The sequence below is a fragment of the Segnochrobactrum spirostomi genome, assembly GCF_009600605.1.
In the GTDB taxonomy this organism is placed as follows: domain Bacteria; phylum Pseudomonadota; class Alphaproteobacteria; order Rhizobiales; family Segnochrobactraceae; genus Segnochrobactrum; species Segnochrobactrum spirostomi.
The window spans coordinates 1,107,892-1,130,629 of sequence record NZ_VWNA01000001.1 but is presented as its reverse complement, the minus strand read 5'-3'; the positions used below and the strand labels follow the sequence as shown (position 1 = coordinate 1,130,629).

Here is a 22,738-nt window from a genome sequence, read left to right as displayed (position 1 = left end):
GCTTTGCCGGCGAACCGGGCGATCAGGCGGTCTGATCGGCGATGCGGGCGAGGCTCTCCTCGCGCCCCAGCACGGCGAGGACGTCGAAGATGCCGGGCGACGTGGTGCGGCCCGTGAGGGCGGCGCGCAGCGGCTGAGCGGCCTTGCCGAGCTTCAGGCCGTTCGCCTCGGCGAAGGTGCGCACCGCCGCCTCGGTCGTCTCCACGGACCACGGCTCAGCCGCCTTCAGAACCGCGAAGAGGCCGGACAGCGTGCGCCGTGCGTCGTCGTCGAGCAGCGCGGAGGCCTTGTCGTCGAGGGGGAGGGGACGCTCCGCCCAGAGATAGCTGGCATTGTCGAGAAGCTCGTTGAGCGTCTTGGCGCGCTCCTTGAGGCCCGGCAGGGCCTCCCGAATCTGGCCCTTCAGCCGGGCGTCGAGCCGCTCGACGAGGGCCGGGCCGCCCTCGAGATAAGGCAGCGTCGCGAGGAAGATCTCGAACAACTCGTCGTCCGGCGTCGCCCGGAGATAATGGCCGTTGAGATTCTCGAGCTTGGCGAAGTCGAACCGCGAGGGCGACCGGCCGATACCGGCGAGATCGAACCATTCGGTCATCTCCTCGGTCGACATGATGTCCTTGTCGCCGTGGCTCCAGCCGAGGCGGACGAGATAATTGCGCATCGCGGCCGGCAGGTAGCCCATCGCCCGGTAGGCGTCGACGCCGAGGGCGCCGTGGCGCTTCGAGAGCTTGGCGCCGTCTGGCCCGTGGATCAGCGGGATGTGCGACATCACCGGCACCCGCCAGCCGAGCGCGTTGTAGAGAACCGTCTGGCGCGCGGCGTTGGTCAGATGGTCGTCGCCGCGGATGATGTGGGTGATGTCCATGTCGTGGTCGTCGACGACGACCGAGAGCATGTAGGTCGGTGTGCCGTCCGAGCGCAGGATGACGAAATCGTCGAGATCCTTGTTCGGAAACACGACGTGCCCCTGGACCTGATCGTCGACCGCCGTCTCGCCGTCGAGCGGCGACTTGATGCGGATCACGGGCTTCACACCCGGCCTTGCCTCGGACGGATCGCGGTCCCGCCAGCGGCCGTCATAGCGCGGCGGACGGCCTTCGGCGCGGGCCTGCTCGCGCATCTCGTTCAGCTCTTCGGGCGTCGCATAGCAATAATAGGCCCGACCGGCGGCGACGAGGCCCTCGGCGACCTCGCGGTGGCGGGCGGCGCGGGCGAACTGGAACACCGGCTCGCCTTCCCAGGTGATGCCGAGCCACCGGAGCCCGTCCAGGATCGCGTCGATCGCCGCGTCGGTGGAGCGCTCGCGATCGGTATCCTCGATGCGCAGAAGCATCGTGCCGCCGGTGTGGCGGGCATAGAGCCAATTGAACAGCGCCGTGCGCGCTCCTCCGATGTGGAGGAAGCCGGTCGGCGACGGGGCGAAGCGCGTGATGACGGTCTCGGTCATCCTGTTCCTCGACGGCTGAGGTCCGGGCGCACCCGGACCGGAACGACAACGATCGGGCACGGCCCCGGACGACCGCGCGGACGCGGGCGGCACCGGGAACGGACCGGATGGGCTTTGCCCGCCGATGCCGCGGCAGTTCGGCGACGGGATTTCCGGACGCCGCCTCGGGGGCTCGCGCGGAAACCCGCTTAAAGGCGGGCGCGCGCTGCTGTAGCATGGCAGCGGGCCGGACCAAAGACGAACCGTGCGGCAGGTTCGTGACGCAGCCGATGAGCGGCTGATCGGGTCTCGGTTGGGCGGGGCTGACCACCATGGCCGAGCGCGGACGAGGGCTCGGAGCCCGCACGCGCGGCGATCCGCCCCGCGTGACCGATCTCGACGCCCTGGACTTTGGCGAGGCTGGGTTTTCGCCACCGTCAGAGCCGTACCATGGGGACGGCGAACGGGCCGGCCGGGGCGGGTGGGCCGCATCGCTCGCCGGGCGGGCCGGGGACTGGCTCGGGACCTCCCTCGACATCGATCTCGCCGCCGGGCGCGGCTTCCTCTGGATCCCCGTCGCGGGCGCCTCCGGCATCGTGCTCTATTTCGCGCTGCCGGCCGAGCCCTCGCTGATCGCGCTCGCCCTCGCCGCGGCGGGGTGCGCCGGCGCTGCCGTCGCGCTGCGCGCCGGGTCTGCCGGCGGCCATTGGGCCGCGGTGCTCGCCGCGGCTTTCTTCCTCGGGGCGCTCGCCGCGAAGATCGAGACGGAGCGTGCCGCCGCGCCGGTTCTGGCGCGCGAAGCGACGCTGCGCCTCACCGGCTTCGTCGCCGATCGCGACCTGCGGCCGGGCGGGCGCGTCCGGCTGGTGATCGAGGCCGTGCGCCTCGACCGTGTCGCGCCGGCGCGCACGCCGCGCCGCGTGCGGGTGACGGCGGTGGCCTCCGCGGCGGTCCTTCGGGTCGGCGACGGGGTGCGGCTCCTGGTGCGCCTCTCCCCGCCGGCCGGGCCCGACGCGCCGGGAAGCTACGATGCGGCACGCGACCTCTACCTCGCCGGGATCGGCGCGACGGGCTTCGTCTACGGTCGGCCCGAGCAGGTCGATCTCGGCCCGCCACCGGCCCGGCTCCGGCTCGCCGCGGCGATCGCCGAGATGCGGGAGACGCTCGCGGCGCGCATCCGTGCCGCGCTGCCCGGCGCGCCCGGCGAGATCGCTGTCGCGCTCATTGCCGGCGAGCGAGGAGGCATCGATCCGGCGATCGAGGACTCCATGCGGGCGAGCGGGCTCACCCACGTCCTCTCGATCTCCGGCCTCCACATGACCCTCGTCGCCGGCACCATTCTCGCCGTGCTGCGGGCGGGGATGGCCGCGGTGCCCGGGCTCGCCTTGCGGCGGCCCATCAAGGCCTGGGCGGCGCTTGCCGCGCTCCCCGCCGCGGCCTTCTACATGGTGCTCGCCGGCAGCGATCCGGCGACCGAGCGCTCGTTCGTGATGATCGCGATCGCGCTCCTCGCGGTCGCGCTCGGACGCCCGGCGCTCACCTTGCGCACGGTCGCGCTCGCCGCCTTGGCGGTGATGGCGGCGCGGCCCTCGTCCGTTCTCAATGCCGGCTTCCAGATGTCGTTCGCGGCCGTGATCGCCCTCGTTGCTGCTTTCGAGGCGATCGCCGCGCGGCGCCGCCGGCAGGACGACGCGGAGGCGCCGTCCTGGCTCGGCGCGGTGGTGAGCCTCGGGCCGGGCAGCGGCGCGGCCGCGAAGGGGGTTCGCTTCGTCGTGCTCTGGGGCTTCGGCCTCGTCGCGACCTCGCTCCTCGCCGGCCTCGCCTCCGGTCCGATCGCGGCCTACCACTTTCACCGCGCGGCGCCGCTCAGCCTCGTCGCCAATCTCGCCGCCGCGCCGGTGATCTCCCTCGTGATCATGCCGGCGGCGGTGCTCTCCGTCGTCGCCATGCCGTTCGGCCTCGAATCGTTGCCGCTCGCGGCGATGGGGGCCGGGATCGAGATCATGGTCGCGATCTCCGACAGGGTGGCGGCCTGGACCGGCGACATGGGCCGCGTCGGCTATGTGCCGCTCGCCGGCGTGCTCGCGCTCGTCGCTGCGTTATTGTGGGCCGCGCTCACGATCGCACCGTGGCGCCGCCTCGCCCTCGTCCCGGCGAGCCTGGCCTTGATCCTGTTCGTCACGGCCCGCCCGCCCGATCTCTGGGTCGCCGCGGACGGCCGCATGCTCGCATGGCGGAATGGCCCGGGTCGGCTTGCCGTCGTTGCGCCGGAGCGTCGGGGCGAACGGCCGCTCTCTACCTGGCTCGCGATGGCCGGCGATCCGCGCCTTCCGCGGGACAAGAGCCTCGTCGCGGCGGCCCGCTGCGGCCCCGTGCGCTGCACGCTCGATGTGCCGAGACGCGAGGGCTCCCCGGTTGCTTCCAAGGGGTCCGGCCAACAGACGGATGTGACAATGCCAGAATTCGCGGGCACGCCGGACGCCGCGCGCGCGCTCCGGATCGTCCTCCTGCGCAATCCCGCCGGCGGCGGCGTCGCCTGCGCGGACGCGGATATCGTCGTCACGCCGTTTGCCCGTCCGCCCGATTGCCGGACCGCGATCGTCGTCGACGGGCCTATGCTCGCCCGCGGCGGTGCCCTCGCGATCCGGGTCGACAACACGGCCGATCCGCCCCGCATCCTCGCCGTCCTGACGTCACGCACGATAGGGCGACCTTGGACGTCGCCGACATCATCCGCCCTCGCAGAGCGCGGCAGGCGCGAGTCAAGCGAACCGGCGCCCGCACCGTGACCGTGCGGCGCCTCATCTGCGTCCGCGCAACATCACCGCGGTTCCCATTGTTCTGCCACGCACCCGACCGGCACGCTCTTGCTTGCGAGGGCGCGGCCGCAAGCCAGCGTCCGCGTTCGATATGTGGTTGTGTCTCAACGCCCGCCGCGTGCATCGCCGGGCGCGACGGACGTCACCTCGCACCACGCCGAGGCTGCTTCCGCGTCCGCCCGAACTGCCCTCCGGCGTCTCAACCCAGCCGGCCGGCCGGTCTCGTAATGACGGTGGTCCGACCGCCCTCAGTACCGCCGAAGCAACGCGACCAGCTTGCCCTGAATGCGCACGCGGTCCGGCCCGAAGATTCGGGTCTCATAGGCCGGGTTCGCCGCCTCGAGGGCGATGGACGCGCCTTTCTTGCGCAGGCGTTTCAGCGTCGCTTCCGCGTCGTCGACGAGGGCGACCACGATGTCGCCGGTGTCCGCCGTCTCGCCGCGGCGGATGACGACGGTGTCGCCGTCGAGAATGCCCGCCTCGATCATCGAATCGCCGCGCACTTCGAGAGCGAAATGATCGCCCGGCGGCAGCATCTCGATCGGCACGGGGATCGAATGGCTCTGGCTCTGGATCGCCTCGATCGGTACGCCCGCCGCGATGCGGCCCATCACCGGCACGTCGATCGAGGTGCGCTCCTCCGCGACGGGCCGCGGCGGCGGCTCCGGCGCGCGGCCGCGGGACCCCTCGATGACGCTCGGGGCGAACCCGCGGGATCTCGGGGCCGCGAGACTCGGGGCCACGGATTCGGGCAGCCGCACCACCTCGAGCGCACGCGCCCGGTTCGGCAGGCGGCGCAGGAAGCCGCGCTCCTCGAGCGCCGTGATGAGGCGGTGGATGCCGGACTTGGAGCGCAGATCGAGCGCGTCCTTCATCTCCTCGAAGGAGGGCGGCACGCCGCTCTCCTTGAGCCGCTCGTGAATGAACATCAGGAGCTCGTGTTGCTTGCGCGTGAGCATCGTTCCCTCGAGCGGCCCCCGGCCGAATCTCGTGTACAAACCGCGAACAAACGCTATCCGTTCTAGTTGTGTTCCGCAATGGTTAAATTGCCGTTGCGGAACGAGGCGGTTCGGCCGGGAAAGTGTGGGGTCGGGTGCACAAAGAAAAAGCCCTCCCGCAGGGGAGGGCTTCGGTCTCGGCCGTTGGTGCCGGGCAGTCGATCGGATCAGACGATCCGGGGATCGGCCGTCATCGGTCTCACCAAGCGGACATCTTGGCTTCGAGGTTCTGGGCGATCTTTTCGAGGAAGCCCGTCGTGGAGAGCCACGACTGGGTGTCGCCGACGAGGAGGGCGAGGTCCTTGGTCATCGCGCCGGCCTCGACGGTCTCGACGCACACCGCTTCCAGGGTCTCGGCGAAGCGCTTCAGATCGGCGTTGTCGTCGAGCTTGGCGCGGTGCAGGAGGCCGCGGGTCCAGGCGAAGATCGAGGCCATCGAGTTGGTCGAGGTCTCCTCGCCGCGCTGGTGCTGGCGGTAGTGGCGGGTCACCGTGCCGTGGGCCGCCTCGGCCTCGACGGTCTTGCCGTCCGGCGTCATCAGCACGGAGGTCATCAGGCCGAGCGAGCCGTAGCCCTGGGCGACGGTGTCGGACTGGACGTCGCCGTCATAGTTCTTGCAGGCCCAGACATAGCCGCCCGACCACTTCAGGCTCGACGCCACCATGTCGTCGATCAGGCGGTGCTCGTAATGGATGCCGGCCGCCTTGAACGCCTCGGCGAACTCGGCGTCGTAGATCTCCTGGAACAGATCCTTGAAGCGGCCGTCATAGGCCTTGAGGATGGTGTTCTTGGTCGAGAGATAAACCGGGTACTTGCGCTGCAGGCCGTAATTGAGCGAGGCGCGGGCGAAGTCGCGGATCGAATCGTCGAGGTTGTACATCGCGAGCGCGACGCCGGAGCCGGGGAAGTTGAACACCTCCCGCTCGATCTTGGTGCCGTCCTCGCCGACGAAGGTGAGGGTGAGCTTGCCCTTGCCCGGCACCTTGAAGTCGGTCGCCTTGTACTGGTCGCCGAAGGCGTGGCGGCCGACGACGATCGGCTGGGTCCAGCCGGGTACGAGGCGCGGCACGTTGCGGCAGATGATCGGCTCGCGGAAGATCACGCCGCCGAGGATGTTGCGGATCGTGCCGTTCGGGGACTTCCACATCTCCTTGAGGCCGAATTCCTTCACCCGCGCCTCGTCGGGTGTGATGGTGGCGCACTTCACGCCGACGCCGACCCGCTTGATCGCTTCCGCCGCGTCCACCGTCACCTTGTCGTTGGTGGCGTCGCGGTGCTCGATGCCGAGATCGTAATATTCGAGCGGCACGTCGAGGTAGGGGTGGATCAGCTTGTCCTTGATGTGCTGCCAGATGATGCGGGTCATCTCGTCGCCGTCGAGTTCGACGACCGGGTTGGCGACCTTGATCTTGGACATGGGCGATGGCCTCTCGGGAGGAATGTCGGGACGGATGGTGCGCGCTGCGCGGCAGGGAGGTGCCGGGCGCGGGCTCGCTGAGCCCGCCGCTCGTCAAGGCGGGGCTATAGCACTCTCGGCGGGCAGGGGCAAAGGTCGGGGCGGACGCAATAAGCCTCGACCCGGCTTGCTTCGATCACGCTTGCCTCACCCCGCCTTGCCTCAGCCGGCCTTGCCTCAGCTCGCCTTGCCCTCGCCGCCGCCGAGGACGCGCTGGGTCAGCACGGCGGACGGGATGGTCGGGTTCATCGGGTGGACCCGCTTGAGGAGGTGCCAGCCGACATAGAGGAGGATGGCGAGCACCGGGATCGACGCCACGGTGAAGGTTCCGTGGGGATAATCGAACGCCATCAGCACGAGCACGCCGGCGAGGAAGGCGAGGGTGATCCAGGTGGTGAAGGGGGCGCCCGGCATGCGGAAGGAGACGGGCTCCGCCTCGCCGCGCTTGATCGCCGCCCGCAGGCGGAGCTGGCAGACCAGGATGAAGGCCCAGGTCGACAGGATGCCGAGCGAGGCGATGTTGATGACGAGCTCGAACACGCTCGCCGGGACGAGATAATTGAGCACGACGCCGATGGCGTAGATCGAGACCGTCACCATGATGCCGGCGAACGGCACGGAATGGGCGTTGAGCTTGGCGAGCACCGGCGGGGCCGAGCCGCCCATGGCGAGGGAACGCAGCACCCGGCCGGTCGAATAGAGCCCGGAATTGAGGCTCGACAGTGCCGCGGTCAGCACCACGACATTCATGGCCGAGCCGATGCCGGGCACGCCGAGCGCCTTGAACAAGGTGACGAACGGGCTCTCCGAACCGCTGTAGGCGCTCCACGGCAGCAGGCAGACGAGCAGGATGACGGAGCCGACATAGAACAGCGCGATGCGCCAGATCACGCCGTTGACCGCCTTCGGCAGCACGGTGCGGACGTCCTTGCACTCGCCGGCGGCGATGCCGATGAGCTCGACGCCGGCATAGGCGAACACCACGCCCTGAACCAGCACCAGCGCCGGCAGCATGCCGTGGGGGAAGAAGCCGCCGTGGTTGGTGATGAGCGTGAAGCCGGTGTGATAGCCCTCGAGCCCGATGCCGAGGCTGAGGAGCACCGTGCCGACGATGAGGAAAAGGCTCAGCGCGCCGACCTTCACCACCGCGAACCAGAATTCCATCTCGCCGAAATATTTGACGTTGATGAGATTGAGGGCCGTGACGAGGCACATCGCGATGAGGGCGAACACCCATTGGGGTACCTCACCGAAGGCGCTCCAATAATGCATGTAGAGGGCGACGGCGGTGATATCGACGATGCCGGCCATCGCCCAATTCAGGAAATAGAGCCAGCCGGCGACATAGGACGCGCCTTCGCCAAGGAATTCGCGAGCATAGGAGACGAAGCTGCCGCTGCTCGGGCGATGCATGACGAGCTCGCCGAGGGCCCGCAGGATCAGGAACGCGAACACGCCGCAGACGAGATAGACGATGGCGAGCGACGGGCCGGTCTGCTGAAGCCGCGCGCCGGCGCCGAGGAAGAGGCCGGTGCCGATGGCGCCGCCGATCGCGATCATCTGCACCTGGCGGCGGCTCAGCCCGTGATGCAGCCCGTGATCGTGGGAGGCGAGCCAAGCCTTCTTGTCGAAGGCGCTGACGTCGACATTCTCGTCCGGGCTGAGCGAGCCGTCGGCGTTGGAGGACGCCGGAACGCCGTTCGTGGAAACAGTCATCAAATTCCCCCAAGCCTCGTAAGCACCACCGCCGAGCGCGCCCCCAGTCGGCGACCTCGCGTACACAACACCGCCAGCATGGGGAGGAGCCTTTGGCGCGCCAAGCCTTTTTCTTGGAACGGGCGTGCTTTTGTGGTCGGTGTGAGTGGACAAATCGGTCGCGGGGTGGCTTTAGCCTGGACGACACGCCCGGCCGGCCCGCCCGCGCCGCCGCCGGGACCGATCCGAACCGCGAGCCATGACCGAAAAATCCGATCTTTCCCTGCTTCCGCCGCCCGTCGTCGTCCTGGTGGAGATCCAACTCGCCGAGAATATCGGCACGGCGATCCGCGCCATGGCGAATTTCGGCCTGCCCGAGCTTCGGCTGGTCGCCCCGCGCGACGGCTGGCCGAACGAGCGCGGGCTCGCCGCGGCGTCCCGCTCGGAACTGGTGCTCGAATCGATCCGCGTTTTCGACACCCTCGAGGCGGCGATCGCCGATTGCGGGCTCGTGTTCGCGACGACCGCCCGCTCGCGTGACATGGCGAAGCCGGTCGTCGGGCCTGAGGAGGCGGCGGGGCGCACCGCCGTCGCCGGCCGCGCCGGCACCCGCACGGCGATCCTGTTCGGGCGCGAACGGGTCGGGCTCGACAACGACGAGGTGGCACTGTCGGACGCCATCCTGACCCTGCCGGTCGATCCGCGCTTCTCCTCCCTCAACATCGCCCAGGCGGTTCTGATCGTCGCCTATGAATGGCGGCGGCTCGCGACCGGCGGGGCGCTGCCCTTCGCGGCCTACGAATCCTCCGGCACGGCGAGCAAGGAGGAGCTCCTCGGCCTGATGGAGCACATCGAGGGCTCGCTCGACGACGCGTCCTATTTCCGCCCGGTCGAGAAGCGGCCGGTGATGGTGCGGGCGTTGCGCGGCATCTTCCAGAAGATGGCGCTGACGTCACAGGAGGTGCGGACGCTGCGCGGCGTCGTCGCCGCGCTCGAAGGCCGCTCGACCCGGCCGACGCGGCAGCGCGGCCCGGCCCGGACGCCGCCGAAGCGCAGAGGGGTCATGCCGAGCGCTCCGCCGGAGACGCCGAGCGAGGGCTGATCGAAAGGGCCGTCGGCGCGGCCGGCGCAGCGCGCCTCAGAACCTGCCGTCAGAGCCCACCGTCTTGCGCGGCCTGACGCCCACCGACCGGGGCGGCGAACAGGCCGCGGGCGAGATACCAGACGAGCGCGCCCAGCACGAGCGCGCCGCCGACGAGCGCGAGCAGGCTCGGCCGTTCTCCGAAGGCGAGCCAGACCCAGGTCGGTCCCAGGATCACGTCGAGGAGGGCGATCAGCCCGGCCTCGCTGGAGGGCATGCGGCGGCTGCCGGTCAGGAAAAGAAGATAGGCGAGGCCGGTGGTGATCGAGCCGAAGGCGGCGAGGATCACCAGATCATGCAGGTTCGGAAGCCCCTGCACGCCGGCGAAGGGCCACGCCATGGCGGCGCAGAGGAGACCGCCGACCGCGTTGATCGGCGCCATCGGCATGCCGCGATAGCGCCGCGCCATGACGACCAAGACGGCGAAGGTCGCGGTCATCACGAACGAAGCGAAGCTGCCAGCGATATCCTCGCCCTTGGCAGCGCCGCCCGCCATCACCACGACGCCGGCGAGCGCGATGCAACTCGCGATGACGACTCGCCGTTCCGGGCGCTCCCGCACCCAGACGAAGGCGACGCCCGCGGCGAGGAACGGCACCGTCGCGTAGACGATCATGACGTTGGCGACGGTCGTGAGCTTGAGCGCCACCACGAAGGCGAGCATCGACACGGCGGAGAGCGGCACGGCGACGAGGAAGCCGATCCGGCCGATCGAGGCGATCGCCTGCGGCGCCCTGCGGCCGTGCTCGCCGAGGATGATGAGAAACAGCGAGAGGGCACCGAACAGCGCGCGCCAGACCTGGATGGTGGCGAGGTCGAGATCGAGGGAGCGCATGAAGAGCCCGGCCGAGCTCCACATGAGCGTGGCCATCGTCACCAGCGCGACACCGACGAGATAGGAGCGGGAACGGACCAAGGCGGGCTCGCAGGCTGGGAGTTCGGGCGGGCGGGAGAGTGCGCTGGGATCGGCCGTGGCGTGTGAAACGCACCGGCCGGGTTTCGGTGTCCCACCCTGTCATCTCTCGCGCGCCCCGGCGAGAGCGCCTGCCGACATCGTCCTGTCAGGAGGCGACGCCGGCGCGGCGTCCCGTCAGCGGCTCGCCGCGAGGTGGACGCCGAGCCCGACCAGGATCGCGCCCATCACGGCGTCGATGGGGCGGCGCACCCGGGCATAGAGGCTGCGCACCCGCTTGGCCGAGAACATGTAGGCGACGAGGGTGAACCAGCCGCCGGCGACCAAGGCGACGATGGCGAGCGTCGCCCCCTGCACCCAGAGCGGGGCGCCGACCGGCAGCACGGTGACGAACAGGCTGCCGAAGAAGGCCGCCGATTTCGGGTTGGTCAGGCCGACGAGGAGACCGATGCGCGGCGCGAAGCGGGTGTCGCCCTCGACCGCTTCGACGGTGAGGGCGCCGTAGGATTTCCGCGCCGAGAGCAGGAGCTTGGCGCCGAGATAAATCAGATAGAGCGCGCCGACGACGCGGATCGCCTCGTAGAGCCACGAGATGCGCACGAGGAGGACGCCGAGCCCGAACATCGCGAGCGAGGCCCACACCACGCAGGCCGCCGCGACGCCGAGCGCGACCCCGAGGCCGCGCCGCCGGCTCGCCAGCGCATGCGAGGTGACCGCGATGAAGTCCGGCCCCGGGCTGATGCAGGCGAGCAGAAGCACGGCGGCGAGGGTGAGCAATTGCGGCAGGTAGGACATCGGCGGATCCGGCTCAGGGAGGGCGGTCGGGACGCTGCGCAGGCGGCGCGCGCCTCTCGTCCCTGCATCCCGCCGCACGGCGAAGAAATCAAGGTGGGGCCGTTGTCATCGCGAGGCGCCGCCGTTCAATCCGGCGTCAAGCGGGGGCTGCGCGGCAGGAGCTCGGCGAGCAGCGGGTTCGGAAAGCGCCGGGTCTGGACGATGGCGTAGAACGTCTCGGTCACGTCGGGAATGCGGCAATGCTCGACCAGGACGCCGGAATCGAGCTCGTCGCGCACGACGATCGGCGGCACCAGCGCGACGCCCTCCCGTTCGCGGGCGAGGAGGCGGAGCATCGCCATGTCGTCGACCTCGGCGAGGATCACGGGCCGGACGCCGGCGAGATCGAGGACGTGGTCGAAGGCGACGCGGATCGCGCTGTCGAGGCTCGGCAACAGGACCGGCTCGGTCTTCAGGTCCTCGGGGAAGCGGAACGGCCGCCCGTCCGCGCGCGGACGGCCGACCAGGCTGACGGGCTGTTCGTCGATCAGGTGGTTGCGCAGCGCCGAGCGCGCGTCCCGCGGGGCCGCGCCGTTCGACAGCACCACGTCGATGGCGTGGGCTTCGATCTGGGCGAGGAGATCGCGCATGTTGCCCGAGCGCAGCACGAGCTCGACGTCCGGGCGGCCGACGAGGGGGCGCAGGAACTCGAGCTGGAAATTGCGCGACAAAGTCGGCAGCGCGCCGACCCGGAGAACCTGGCGGCGCGCGACCGGCCGGCCTTGGAGCGTGCTGACGAGCTCGTCGCCGGCCTTGAAGACGGTGTCGGCATAATCGAGCGCGATGCGGCCGGCCTCGGTGAGGACGAGCTTCTTGCCGGTGCGCTCGAACAGGGGATGGCCGATGCGCGCCTCGAGCTTCTGGATCTGCACTGACAGCGCCGATTGGGAGAGATGCAGCCGCTCGGCCGCCCGCGTCAGGCTGCCCTCGTGGGCGACGGCCCAGAAATAGCGCAGGTGGTTGTAGTTGAGCTCGGCCATATCGTTCTCTTAAAGCGAACGATATCTCCTAAACAATGAATTTTTATAAGCGAACGCGCTTGGCTACGAAGCCCTTCGACCGAGGTTCGTCGAAGGGGAAAGCCCGTGCCGATCCACATCCTGCCCTTGCTGGCGCCGATCCCGCTCCTCATCGCCGCGATCCCCTGCTTCGCCGATCCCGCGCCGCGGCCGAAGCGAAGCCCGAAGATCGCCGAGGTGGCGACGCTCGTCACGCTCGCCCTCGCGCTGGCGGCCATCGTCGGCCTCTTCGTCACCGGGTCCGGGGCGAGCCCGCTTCTCGGGTTCTGGGGTGTCGGCCTCTCGGTGCGGGCCGACATCGTCAGCCTGACGATGCTCCTCCTCGTCGCCTTCATCGGCTGGATCGTGGTGCGGTTCGCCGGGACCTATCTCGACGGTGAGGCGCGGCAGGGACCGTTCCTGGGGAACCTCTGCCTGACGCTCGCCGCGGTCCTTCTCCTCGTCACCGCGGGCAACGTCGTGCAGCTTCTCGGCGCCTGGATCGCGACGAGCCTCTTCCTGCACCGGCTTCTCCTGTTCTATCCCGGCCGCGTCGCCGCACGCCGGGCCGCGCGCAAGAAATTCCTCGTCGCCCGCGCCGGCGACGTCGCCCTCGCTCTCGCGGTGGGCCTTCTGATCCACGCCTACGGCACGACCGACATCGGCGCCATGCTCGCCGCCGCCCGCGAAGGGCAGGGCGGCGGCGCGGCGGTCGCGGCGGCCGCCTTCCTCGCGGTGGCGGCGGGCCTCAAGTCCGCGCAGTTCCCGACCCACGGCTGGCTGACCGAGGTGATGGAAGCGCCGACGCCCGTCTCGGCCCTGCTCCATGCCGGCGTCGTCAATGCGGGCGGCTTCCTCATCATCCGCTTCGCCGACGTGATGCTGCTGTCGCCGGCGACGCTCGCCGGGCTCGTCATGGTCGGCGGCTTCACGGCCCTGTTCGGCAGCCTCGTGATGCTGACCCAGCCGGCGGTCAAGACCTCGCTCGCCTGGTCCACGATCGCCCAGATGGGCTTCATGATCCTCGAATGCGGGCTCGCGCTGTTTCCGCTCGCGCTCCTGCACGTCGTCGCCCACTCGCTCTACAAGGCGCACTCCTTCCTCGCCTCGGGCGGCGCGGTGGAACGCGTCGCGGCGACCCGCCGCCCCGGGCCGGTCGCCATTCCCGATGCCGGTGCCGTCGGCCGGGCCTTCGTCGCGGCTTTGGTGCTCTATGTCGCCGTCGGCCTCGCGTTCGGCCTCCAGCACAAGTCGCCCCAGGCGCTCGCGCTCGGCGCCATCCTGATCTTCGGCGTCGCCTACATGCTCGCCCAGGGCTTCGCCGACGCCGCGCCGTGGGCGCTGACCCGCCGCACCGCGCTCTACGCGGTGGCGACCTCCGTCGGCTATTTCGCGCTCCAGACCGCGGCGGCGACCGTCACCGCGGGCGTGCTGCCGTCGCCGCCACCGCCCGGCCCCCTCGAGGATGCGCTGATCCTCCTCGTCGTCGTGAGCTTCGGCCTCGTCGCCGTCGTCCAGGCGATGTTCCCCCTGTGGGCCGATCACCCGGCCGCGGCGGGGTTCCGCGTCCATCTCTCGAACGGCTTCTACGTCAATGCGGTGTTCGACCGGCTGATCGGCGGCTGGTCGACGCGTGGCCTCACCTGATCGAACCGGAGCTCCCTCGATGTCCTACATGTTCGATGCGCCGCTCTCGATCACCCGGGCGGTTCGTGAAGCGGCCGACGAGGCGGCGCGGGCGATCCCGCCGCTGTGGCTGCTCGCCGCGAATGTCGCGGTCAATCCCTTCCTCGGCCAGGCCGGGGAGCCGCTCGCTCAGGCGGCAGCACGGCTCGCCCGGGCCGCCGGCATCGCGGTGACGATGCCGCGGGCTTGGTACCGCGACAGGATCAGTGCCGGCGCGATCACGCCGGCCGATCTCGCCGCGGCCTGGGCCGCCGCGCCTGCCGCGCTGCGGCCCGCCGACCTCGCCGTGTTGCAGGCGGCGATCGCCACCGACACGCCGGAACCGCAAGCGCTGCCGACGGTCGCCGACCTCGCCGCCGCCGTCTCCGGCATCGATTGGCCGGGCCTCATCGCCGAACGGCTCGGTGCGTTCGCCGCCGGCCAGTTTGACGAGGGGCAGGCGCTCTGGGCGGCACCGCGGGGCAAGGGGGTGTACGCCGCGTGGCGGGCCGTCGCCACCCACGACCTCACCCCCGAGATCGCCGGCCTCAAGGGCTTCGCGCTCCATGTCTTCGAGGCGCCGGAGGATGCCGGGGCGGCGGCGGTGCGGGCGAGCGACCGGCTCGGCCTCGAAGAGGCCGCCCTCGGTTCGGTCTACCACCGGCTCCTGTCGACGCTCGGCGGCTGGGCCCAATATGCCCGCTACCGGCTGTTCGAGGCCGAACTCGGCGGTGGCAGCGACGCGGCGCTCACCGATCTGCTCGCGGTCCGGCTGGTCTGGGAGGAGGCGCTGTTCGTGCACTACGAGGCGGCGATCGCCGAGGCGTGGGCGCGGGCGCGGGCGGCCCATGCTGCGCCGATCGCGCCGACGCCGGACCTCGTCGTCGACGCGATCCTCCAGGAGGCGGCCGAGCGCGCCGCCCAGCGGGGCCTCGCCGCGGCGTTCCCCGGAAATGCCCCTGCGGCCGCGGCGGCACCCGCGAGGCCCGCGCTTCAGGCGGCCTTCTGCATCGACGTCAGGTCGGAGGTCATGCGGCGGGCGCTCGAAAGCCTCGATCCCGGTATCGAGACCCTCGGCTTCGCCGGCTTCTTCGGCCTCGGCACGGCGCACCGGCGCTTCGCGTCGGATCTCGTGGAGCGGCGGCTGCCGGTTCTCCTCGAACCCGGCCTGTTCACCTGCGCCGGCACGGCGGCGGACGCGGGCGCTGACCGGGCGGCGCGCATCAAGGCGCGGGCGAAGCGGGCCTGGGGGCGCTTCAAGCTCGCGGCGGTCTCCTCGTTCGCCTTCGTGGAGGCGACCGGGCCGATCTATGCCGGCAAGCTTCTCGGTGATGCTCTGCACTGCAAGCACGCGCCGCCCGCGGCCGGTCCCGCGCCGCGCTTCGCCCTCGATCCGGGCCTCGACGCGCGGATCGCCGCGGCCGAGACGGTGCTTCGGGCGATGTCGCTGACCGAGCGGTTCGCGCCGCTCGTCCTCCTCCTCGGTCACGGCGCCGACGTGGTCAACAATCCGCACGCGAGCGCGCTCCAGTGCGGCGCCTGCGGCGGCTATTCGGGCGAGGTCAACGCGCGGCTTCTCGCCGGGCTCTTGAACGACGACGCGGTGCGGAGCGGGCTCTTGGAGAAAGGCATCGCCATTCCCGCCGACACGCGCTTCGTCGCCGGCCTGCACGACACCACGACGGACCGCGTCACCCTCTACCGGTTCGACGCGCCCGCCGGCACCGCCCTCGGCCGGGGTGCCGGTGCCGCACAGGCCGCCCCGACCGGGCCTTCCGCCGGCGATCTCGCCCGCGCGGAAGCCTGGCTCGCGGCGGCCGGCGAGATCGCCCGGGCCGAGCGCGCCGTGCGGCTGCCCGGCGCGACGGATGCCGACGCGGTCGCCGCGCGGAGCCGGGATTGGGCGCAGACCCGCCCCGAATGGGGCCTCGCCGGCTGCCAGGCCTTCGTCGCGGCGCCGCGGTCGCGGACGATCGACCGCAACCTGGAAGGCCGGGTCTTCCTGCATGATTATGTGTGGGCGCGGGACGTCGACTTCCGGGTCTTGGAGCTCATCCTGACCGCGCCGGTGGTGGTCGCGAGCTGGATCAGCTTGCAATATTACGGCTCGGCGGTCGCCCCGGCGGCGTTCGGCGGCGGCAACAAGCTCCTCCACAACGTCACCGGCGGCGTGGGTGTCGTCGAGGGCAACGGCGGGACCTTACGCGGTGGCCTGCCGTGGCAATCGGTGCACGACGGCGAGCGCTTCGTCCACGACCCCTTGCGCCTCTCGGTCCTCATCGAGGCCCCGCGCGAGGCGATCCTCGCCGTCCTCGCCCGCCATTCCGGGGTGCGCGCTTTGTTCGACAACCGCTGGCTCCACCTCTTCGCCCTCGACGACACCGGCCGCATGGCCTGGCGCTACGAACCGGGCCTGGCGTGGTCGGTGGTGGGGGAGGGGAGCGGGTTGGGGTGACGGGGGCGGGGTTCAGCCGGACCGGCTTATGCGCTCAAGAGCCAAGAGAAGATGAAAGTGAGGGGCGATATATGAAAGTCGCTTTCTCAATTTGACGTCTATTGTTGAATCAGGGCTTTGCTGGGTTTCCGCGGTCAATGGATCTGCCTGCGATGGGCATAATCCGCGAGGGTTGGGTCCCTTGTCGGTGCGGCAATGCCGATCCGCGGCGGCGGGCGGGATGGTTTCGTGCGTGCGCTGCATGCATGTCGGGGGGAGGCGAAGATGTGTACTGCATGTGACTGGGCGCCCTTTTTCGAGGCCTTTGGTCGAAGCCGGGCCGTGAGCCGGCGTTCGGTGCTGCGGGCAGGTGCGGCAATGACGGCTGCGGCGGCTCTGGCGCCCGGCTTCATTGCAACGGATGCGCGCGCCGAGGAGGCCACGGCGGTCCCTGACGGCCCTGCGGATTTCGTATTCCATAACGGTCCCGTCTACACCGTGGGCGGTCCCGCGCCATGGGCGGACGCGGTCGCGGTGCGCGGCAATACCATCATCCATGTCGGTGATGAGGCCGCCGCCAGGGCGATGGCCGGCCCGAAGACGCAGTTCGTCGACCTTAAGGGGCGGCTGCTGATGCCTGGCTTCGTCGAGGGCCACACCCACCCCTTCCTGGGCGCCTTTATGACGTCGGGCCTCGATCTCCAGCTCGCCAATCTCGCCGAGGTGCTGGCGGCAATAAAGCAATATGCCCAGGATAACCCGACCGGCCCGATCCGGGGCTTCGGCTGGCGCGTCGACATGTTCCCGCCGGAGGGGCCGAACCGGGCCGAGCTCGATGCAATCCTTCCGGACCGGCCGGCCTTCTTCTTCGCCATTGACGGCCACAGCCTATGGGCGAACTCCAAGGCGCTGGAGATGGAGGGTGTCAGCCGCGACACGCCCGATCCCATTCCGCGCTTCAGCTATTACGCGCGCGATCAGAAGGGCGATCCGACCGGCTACGTGCTGGAAACGAACGCGGTGCTGAGTCTCGTCAATGCAGTCGAGCCGATCTCCGCCCAGGCCATGGGCCGGCTGCTGGAGGCCTGGCTCCCGAAGGCCGCCGCTGCAGGCATCACGACCGTCTTCGATGCCGGCGTTCCCCCGGTCGGCAGCGACCAGGGCGCGATCATCGAGCTCTATGTCGATGCCGAGAAGCGGGGCAAGCTGCCGTTCCGCGTATCCGCCTCCTATTCCGTGAAATCGCTGCCAATCGACAACGTCGTTGCGGAGATGACCGCGCTCAACAAGCGCATCGCCACCGAGCTCGTGCATGTCGATATCGTCAAGATCGTCGGCGACGGGTCGCAGGGTGGCTATACGGCGTGGCTGCTCGAACCCTATGCCGACATGCCGAACTCCACCGGTGGCTCCCCCTTTACCGAGGCGCAGTGGCACCAGTTGATCGCCATGGTGGACGCAGCCGGATTCGATCTGCATATCCACGCCTGCGGTGAGCGGACGGCCCGCGTCGCGCTGGATGGCATAGAAAAAGCCATCGCGGCGAACCCGCCGCGCGATCGCCGGAACGCCATCGCGCATCTGGTCTATGTCGACGATAGCGACAACCCCCGCTTCGCCAAGCTGAACGTAACCGCCCAGTTCTCTGCTTATTGGTCGTCCGCTGACCCGGATACGCTGGAGAACATGATGGCGCGCTATGGCGAGCCCCGCGCCAGCAACATGTACCGCACCAAGACGATCCTCAATCAGGGCGGCCGCGTCTCCTTCGGCACCGACTGGCCGGCGGCGGGCTATTTCTCCACTTATGAGCCGTTGAAGTCGATTCAGGTCGGCGTCACCCGCCAACTCGTCGGCCTGAAGGACGCACCGGTCCTGAGCCCGGCGAATGAGCGCCTGACAGTGGAGGAGGCGATCCACGCCAACACCATGGGCGCCGCCTATCAATTGCGGATGGACAAGGACGTGGGCTCGATCGAAGTCGGCAAGCGCGCCGATCTCATCGTCCTCAGCCAGAACATCCTCGCGATCGACCCGCACGAGATCCACAAGACCAAGGTCGAGATGGGGATGATGAACGGGATTGTCCGGCATCAGGCGTGAGGCCTCCCCGTATGTCCCGAGCGCTGCCGTTCTCGCCGAACTGGCCGGAGCTTAGAGAGAAATCGAAGTTCTTCGGGCGACTGCGAAGGCAGAGCCCGAAGAACCCGTCGAATCCCTCGCTCTGGATCTTGCGATAGTCTGCTCGGCACCGCAAAGCCCAACGACGTCGACCCGCAGGCCTGGCTCGCAGACGTGCCCGCTCGCATCGCCGACACGCCGCAAAGCAGGCTGGCCGATCTCGTCCCGTGGAACTGGAAGGTGCAATCTGCAAGACTTGCGGCAGAGCTACGCCGATCGCATCGCCCGATCACGATCCAGCTCGATGACTGGCAGCCCGTCATCTGGCGGCGCGCCGAGGTGCCGCTGACAGCAACGCTCAATGCCTTGCATGACGTCATCCAGGCGGCAATGACGTTCGACGACTATCACCTGTTCGAGTTCCGCGCCGACGGAAAGCGCTACGCCATTCCCGATCCCGAATGGCACAGCCTGCGCGACAGAACCTACTCGGCGAAGACGATGCGGCTCGGAACGCTGGTCGATCGCGGCATCACGCAACTGGCCTACACCTACGACTTCGGTGACGACTGGCGGCACACGATCACCATCGAGGCAATCGCCGACGCCGATCCCGCTGTCGCGTATCCCCACACCATCGACGGTGCCGGTCGCGCCCCGCCCGAAGATGTGGGCGGCATCCCCGGCTTCGAACTGTTCCTCGACGCCATCGCCGATCCCAAGCACGAGCAGCATCGCGAACTCTAACGCTGGCACGGCCGTCCGTTCGATCCTGCACATGCTGATGAAGACGAAATGCAGCCCCGGATGAAAAAGCTCGCCAGACGCCGCGCTCTCGGCAAGGCCGACTTCGAGAAAAGCCACAGTCCGCCACGCAGATGATCCGAGGCGGCCGCAGTCCTCGCCGGAAGCTTACATTGTCCCTTGTGTCGTACGCGGCGACGCGTAAGGTTCGGCATCCACTTTGGGGATGGAGCTGTCGTATGAAGAAGAAACTGATTATTACCGCCAGCGCCATTGCGCTGTCGATCACGCATGCCGTGCTGCCCGTTGCCGGGCCACATGCCGCCTTTGCCGCTTCGCAAGCGGCGCACGGTCTGCCGAAGCCGGCGATTTCGCGGGCTCTGGGCGCTCTCCTCATGCCGATCAATGCGAAGGTCGCGAAGGTTTTCAAGCTCGACAAGTCCGCCCACGGCCTGCTCGTCGTTTCCGTGAAGCCAGGCGGCGCGGCGGACAGGCAGGGAATCAAGCCGGGCGATGTTCTGGTCGAGATCGGCGGGCACAAGGTGAAGAAGCCCATCGATGTCGATATCGCGGTGCGCCGCGGTCTGAAGACCGGCAATTCGAACTACAATTTCGATATCGACCGTGCTGGCGCCGTCGTCGCGGTGGCGGCGGTCATCACGCTCGAAAGCTACAATGAGACCTATTCGGTCTCCGAAGTCTCGACCTGGGAAGCGACGACGACCGAAGAAAGCTCGTTCTCCTACTCCGAATATGTCTCGGAAGAGACCGCCGAGATCGAGAGCGCCTATACGAGCGAGGAATCGGCTGTGGAGGAATCCGTTTCGCACGAGGAAACATCGAGCGAGGAATCGGCGTCGGACGAAACGTCGAGCGATGAGTCGGCAACGTCCGAGGACAGTTCAGACGAGAGTGCATCCGATGACAGCGATGCAGGCGATGAGTCGGCAACGTCCGAGGACAGTTCGGACGACAGTGTATCCGATGACAGCGATGCAGGCGATGAGTCGGCAACGTCCGAGGACAGTTCAGACGACAGTGTATCCGATGACAGTTCTTCGGACGATGGCGGCTCAGGGGACGACGGCGGCTCAGGGGACGACGGCGGTGCCGACGGCGGAGGCGACGACTGATTCCCGACACGATGCCGACCGGCGATCAGGCTGGTCGGCCTTTTGACGATGCCCGCGCGCTGCCCGCCCGACCATGTCGAGGGGGCGCGCCTTTGGGGTCAGATCACCAGATTGGCGAGGATCTCGGATGTCGCGGGCCGGAACGAGGGGCGCCTGAAGGCGCTCCAGCTCGTCATGCGAGGCGGCGCCGAGCTTGTTCTTGAGAGTTTCGCGGTCGTCGAGCGTGTAGCCAGACACCCCTAGCGGGATGCCTGTGCGGCCTTGATATAGGGCACGAGGTCAGTTGCTTCGATTTCGCCGCGAACGAACGCCTCGAAAATATGATCTATGTCAGGATCAGGCTCGATGCCTTCGAGGCGGTTCGTATGGTGGGCCTTGCGCACGAGCTCCGCGTAGTCCGGCTCCCTATCCCGCAGGAAATCATCCGAAAAGAGAAGGTCCTGATAGAGCTGATAGATCGCCCTCGGTTTGGACACGCGCCTTTTGGGCGTCGGAACGCTCGGAGCCATCTCCTCGCCGGCATCGCGACGCGCGGCGGCGAGCTTCTCTTGCATTTGCGCTACGGCGCCGGCGAGAAGTCGCACTGCCTCTCGGCGATCGGGGCCGAGCGGGATGCGCAGTTCCGTGCGGTTCTGGAGGTGAGGGCGGAGGGACTTCGGGATCGTCAGCCGCGCGAAGAAGCGACCGTTTCGATTGAGGAGATGTCGCAGCGCTCCCGCCATCAGATGGCCCCGCTTCGTTACGCACTTTGTCACAGCAGAATGGGTGCAGCCCCCCTGGTTGCCAACGCGTTCAGCGATCTCGAGGGGAAAAGATGGTGCTGCGAGAGAGGATTGAAATCTCTCATACGTCAATAAAATCAATACCTTATTGGCGTCATTGTAACGTCGAAATGGACGCAGCTTTGGACGCCGACGGCGACGCTATGCGGTCTTTCGGAGCCACCGTGAGCCGCCTGAAGGTGCTCTCATGCGAATCACGGACCTCTTGCCGGTGATGAAGTCCCGTCGCGGGCTAATCAACCTTGCGGGCCGACGCCTTCAGGCATGCGCATTGGAAGCCGCCACCGCGTTTCGACAATCAGTTAGGCCGCTTCCTGTTGGCGCTTGAGGCGTTCGGACGGGCCATCTATCTTCGATCCCGGAGGTGAGCCGTCATCGCTTTCCGGTGGGGACCGGGCCGAAGCCCGATCCCCTTTCACTGAGCTGATCGTTAGGGTAAGGCGCCAACCAAACAGCCTGATTTTCAGCTTGATCCTCCGGATTTTCAAACGGCTCACCTCCGCATCCCTGATCGCGTTCATCGTCGGAGGCGCGCCATGGCACGGAGAGGCAAGACCTTGAGCGCGTTCCAGCCTGGGCGGGGCTACACCAAAGAGGATTGGGACGACGTCGACAGCCCGGAGCTGACGGACGAGGAGCTCGCGACTGGGCGCCCCTTCGCCGAAGCGTTTCCGGAGCTCGCCGCGACGATACGTCGGCGCCGCGCAGCCCGAGGACCTTCCGAACCGCCAGATGGCGTTTGACAGTGCCACGGTCTTCCCTGTGCACCATTCATGAACCCGAATGTGACTGTTAGAGTCTCGCTTAGACCGCTTCGCGCGGGTTTATGATTTTGATCTGCTCTGCCATCTCGTCCGCAGCCATTTGTAGATCGTAACAGGACTGCATGTTCATGAATCACTGCAGGTCAACATTGAAAAGCGCCCGATAAGTAGGGCGATACTTGCATTAATGCCCTGTCGCCCATGGCAGATTTCGTTGATCCGGCTGCGTGGCACCCCGATAGCTTTCGCTACCGCATAGACCGACAGCCCATTGGGTTCGAAGAAATCTTCCTTGAGAATGATGCCCGGATGGGTCAGGGGAATATTGCGAGGCATCTGTCCGCTCCTCAATGATAATCGCACAATTCGACGTCGAAGGCGTTGCCGTCCTTCCAGATGAAGCACCTGCGCCATTGATCGTTCACTCGAACGGAGTGCTAGCCCGCCGATCGGCGGAAAGCGCTTCCAGATGGTTCACAGGCGGTACGCGCAGATCCTCCAGTCTCGTGACTGTATGGATCAGAAAGAGCTTCCGACTTGCGCGCTTGAGCACGTCCACCGGCACGCCGCGAGCTAGCTCGCCATCGTGAACCTGCTTCGTGCGCCGGTTCTCGAAGCCCTTTGTCATTCACTAAACGTACTTAAAAATGGTACGCCGCGCCAAGCAACTGACTGGCCTGTGTCGCAGATGCGAGCCGCCGTCGGAAATGCTGGATGCGAATCGGAGATCGGTTCTCAAGCGCTGGTTGGCCCCGTTCGTTGAAACCCTCGAGCATAAACGCGGAACGAGACGAGATATGTCCAGCGTATATCGCAGG

16 protein-coding genes and 1 pseudogene are annotated in these 22,738 nt (G+C 68.3%); 8 read left to right on the top strand and 9 right to left on the bottom strand.

Going from position 1 to position 22,738, the window contains the following annotated elements:
• Positions 1–22: 22 nt before the first annotated feature.
• Positions 23–1,444, bottom strand: a complete 1,422-nt coding sequence (gene gltX, locus F0357_RS05020; RefSeq protein WP_153479367.1) for a glutamate--tRNA ligase — start codon at positions 1,442–1,444, stop codon at positions 23–25.
• 365 nt (positions 1,445–1,809) lie between these two features.
• Here gltX and F0357_RS05015 point away from each other — a divergent pair, with 365 nt between their 5' ends.
• A complete protein-coding gene (locus tag F0357_RS05015) occupies positions 1,810–4,212 on the top strand; it encodes a ComEC/Rec2 family competence protein (protein WP_208948225.1) in 2,403 nt (800 codons plus the stop codon).
• Positions 4,213–4,490: 278 nt separating this feature from the next.
• Here F0357_RS05015 and lexA read toward each other — a convergent pair whose 3' ends face one another.
• The 3 genes from lexA to F0357_RS05000 all read right to left on the bottom strand — a co-directional run bounded on the left by lexA (position 4,491) and on the right by F0357_RS05000 (position 8,412).
• On the bottom strand, positions 4,491–5,201 hold the full coding sequence (gene lexA / locus F0357_RS05010) for a transcriptional repressor LexA (protein WP_153479365.1): 711 nt from the start codon (positions 5,199–5,201) through the stop codon (positions 4,491–4,493).
• Positions 5,202–5,439: 238 nt separating this feature from the next.
• A complete protein-coding gene (locus F0357_RS05005; protein ID WP_153479364.1) occupies positions 5,440–6,657 on the bottom strand; it encodes an NADP-dependent isocitrate dehydrogenase in 1,218 nt (405 codons plus the stop codon).
• A 216-nt stretch (positions 6,658–6,873) separates the two neighbouring features.
• Entirely contained in the window at positions 6,874–8,412 is a 1,539-nt protein-coding gene (locus tag F0357_RS05000) for an amino acid permease (protein ID WP_153479363.1), read from the bottom strand.
• 238 nt (positions 8,413–8,650) lie between these two features.
• On the opposite strand from F0357_RS05000, the gene F0357_RS04995 reads away from it, so the two are divergent.
• The gene (locus tag F0357_RS04995) at positions 8,651–9,493 is read left to right on the top strand and encodes an RNA methyltransferase (protein ID WP_153479362.1); all 843 of its coding nucleotides are present in this window, start codon (positions 8,651–8,653) and stop codon (positions 9,491–9,493) included.
• A 49-nt stretch (positions 9,494–9,542) separates the two neighbouring features.
• Here F0357_RS04995 and F0357_RS04990 read toward each other — a convergent pair whose 3' ends face one another.
• The 3 genes from F0357_RS04990 to F0357_RS04980 all read right to left on the bottom strand — a co-directional run bounded on the left by F0357_RS04990 (position 9,543) and on the right by F0357_RS04980 (position 12,259).
• The gene (locus F0357_RS04990; protein ID WP_246161358.1) at positions 9,543–10,448 is read right to left on the bottom strand and encodes a DMT family transporter; all 906 of its coding nucleotides are present in this window, start codon (positions 10,446–10,448) and stop codon (positions 9,543–9,545) included.
• A gap of 174 nt (positions 10,449–10,622) precedes the next feature.
• Positions 10,623–11,240 (bottom strand): LysE family translocator, encoded by a 618-nt coding sequence (locus F0357_RS04985; RefSeq protein WP_153479361.1) that lies wholly within the window; start codon positions 11,238–11,240, stop codon positions 10,623–10,625.
• Positions 11,241–11,365: 125 nt separating this feature from the next.
• The gene (locus F0357_RS04980; RefSeq protein ID WP_153479360.1) at positions 11,366–12,259 is read right to left on the bottom strand and encodes a LysR family transcriptional regulator; all 894 of its coding nucleotides are present in this window, start codon (positions 12,257–12,259) and stop codon (positions 11,366–11,368) included.
• 105 nt (positions 12,260–12,364) lie between these two features.
• Here F0357_RS04980 and F0357_RS04975 point away from each other — a divergent pair, with 105 nt between their 5' ends.
• The 6 genes and pseudogenes from F0357_RS04975 to F0357_RS04955 all read left to right on the top strand — a co-directional run bounded on the left by F0357_RS04975 (position 12,365) and on the right by F0357_RS04955 (position 20,374).
• Positions 12,365–13,924: a proton-conducting transporter transmembrane domain-containing protein gene (locus tag F0357_RS04975; RefSeq protein ID WP_312861454.1), complete on the top strand. Its 1,560-nt coding sequence runs from the start codon at positions 12,365–12,367 to the stop codon at positions 13,922–13,924.
• Between the two features lie 19 nt (positions 13,925–13,943).
• Positions 13,944–16,397 (top strand): YbcC family protein, encoded by a 2,454-nt coding sequence (locus F0357_RS04970; protein WP_153479359.1) that lies wholly within the window; start codon positions 13,944–13,946, stop codon positions 16,395–16,397.
• Between the two features lie 321 nt (positions 16,398–16,718).
• Complete coding sequence (locus tag F0357_RS04965; protein WP_312861453.1) at positions 16,719–18,479, top strand: amidohydrolase; 1,761 nt, start codon at positions 16,719–16,721, stop codon at positions 18,477–18,479.
• 138 nt (positions 18,480–18,617) lie between these two features.
• Positions 18,618–18,737: pseudogene (locus F0357_RS24415) on the top strand (transposase domain-containing protein); the annotation flags it as partial.
• Positions 18,738–19,244 (top strand): plasmid pRiA4b ORF-3 family protein, encoded by a 507-nt coding sequence (locus tag F0357_RS24410; protein ID WP_312861681.1) that lies wholly within the window; start codon positions 18,738–18,740, stop codon positions 19,242–19,244.
• A 236-nt stretch (positions 19,245–19,480) separates the two neighbouring features.
• On the top strand, positions 19,481–20,374 hold the full coding sequence (locus tag F0357_RS04955; protein ID WP_153479357.1) for a PDZ domain-containing protein: 894 nt from the start codon (positions 19,481–19,483) through the stop codon (positions 20,372–20,374).
• 239 nt (positions 20,375–20,613) lie between these two features.
• On the opposite strand, the gene F0357_RS04950 is transcribed toward F0357_RS04955, so the two are convergent.
• Positions 20,614–21,096: an antitoxin VbhA family protein gene (locus F0357_RS04950; protein ID WP_153479356.1), complete on the bottom strand. Its 483-nt coding sequence runs from the start codon at positions 21,094–21,096 to the stop codon at positions 20,614–20,616.
• A gap of 950 nt (positions 21,097–22,046) precedes the next feature.
• Entirely contained in the window at positions 22,047–22,256 is a 210-nt protein-coding gene (locus F0357_RS04945) for a HigA family addiction module antitoxin (RefSeq protein ID WP_208948224.1), read from the bottom strand.
• Between the last annotated feature and the right edge of the window lie 482 nt (positions 22,257–22,738).

Bases quoted from the DNA above. Each gene is read 5' to 3' on its own strand.
- gltX (WP_153479367.1), bottom strand. From the start codon at position 1,444: ATGACCGAGACCGTCATCACGCGCTTCGCCCCGTCGCCGACCGGCTTC.
- lexA (WP_153479365.1), bottom strand. From the start codon at position 5,201: ATGCTCACGCGCAAGCAACACGAGCTCCTGATGTTCATTCACGAGCGG.
- F0357_RS05005 (WP_153479364.1), bottom strand. From the start codon at position 6,657: ATGTCCAAGATCAAGGTCGCCAACCCGGTCGTCGAACTCGACGGCGAC.
- F0357_RS05000 (WP_153479363.1), bottom strand. From the start codon at position 8,412: ATGACTGTTTCCACGAACGGCGTTCCGGCGTCCTCCAACGCCGACGGC.
- F0357_RS04995 (WP_153479362.1), top strand. From the start codon at position 8,651: ATGACCGAAAAATCCGATCTTTCCCTGCTTCCGCCGCCCGTCGTCGTC.
- F0357_RS04985 (WP_153479361.1), bottom strand. From the start codon at position 11,240: ATGTCCTACCTGCCGCAATTGCTCACCCTCGCCGCCGTGCTTCTGCTC.
- F0357_RS04980 (WP_153479360.1), bottom strand. From the start codon at position 12,259: ATGGCCGAGCTCAACTACAACCACCTGCGCTATTTCTGGGCCGTCGCC.
- F0357_RS04970 (WP_153479359.1), top strand. From the start codon at position 13,944: ATGTCCTACATGTTCGATGCGCCGCTCTCGATCACCCGGGCGGTTCGT.
- F0357_RS04955 (WP_153479357.1), top strand. From the start codon at position 19,481: ATGAAGAAGAAACTGATTATTACCGCCAGCGCCATTGCGCTGTCGATC.
- F0357_RS04950 (WP_153479356.1), bottom strand. From the start codon at position 21,096: ATGGCGGGAGCGCTGCGACATCTCCTCAATCGAAACGGTCGCTTCTTC.
- F0357_RS04945 (WP_208948224.1), bottom strand. From the start codon at position 22,256: ATGCCTCGCAATATTCCCCTGACCCATCCGGGCATCATTCTCAAGGAA.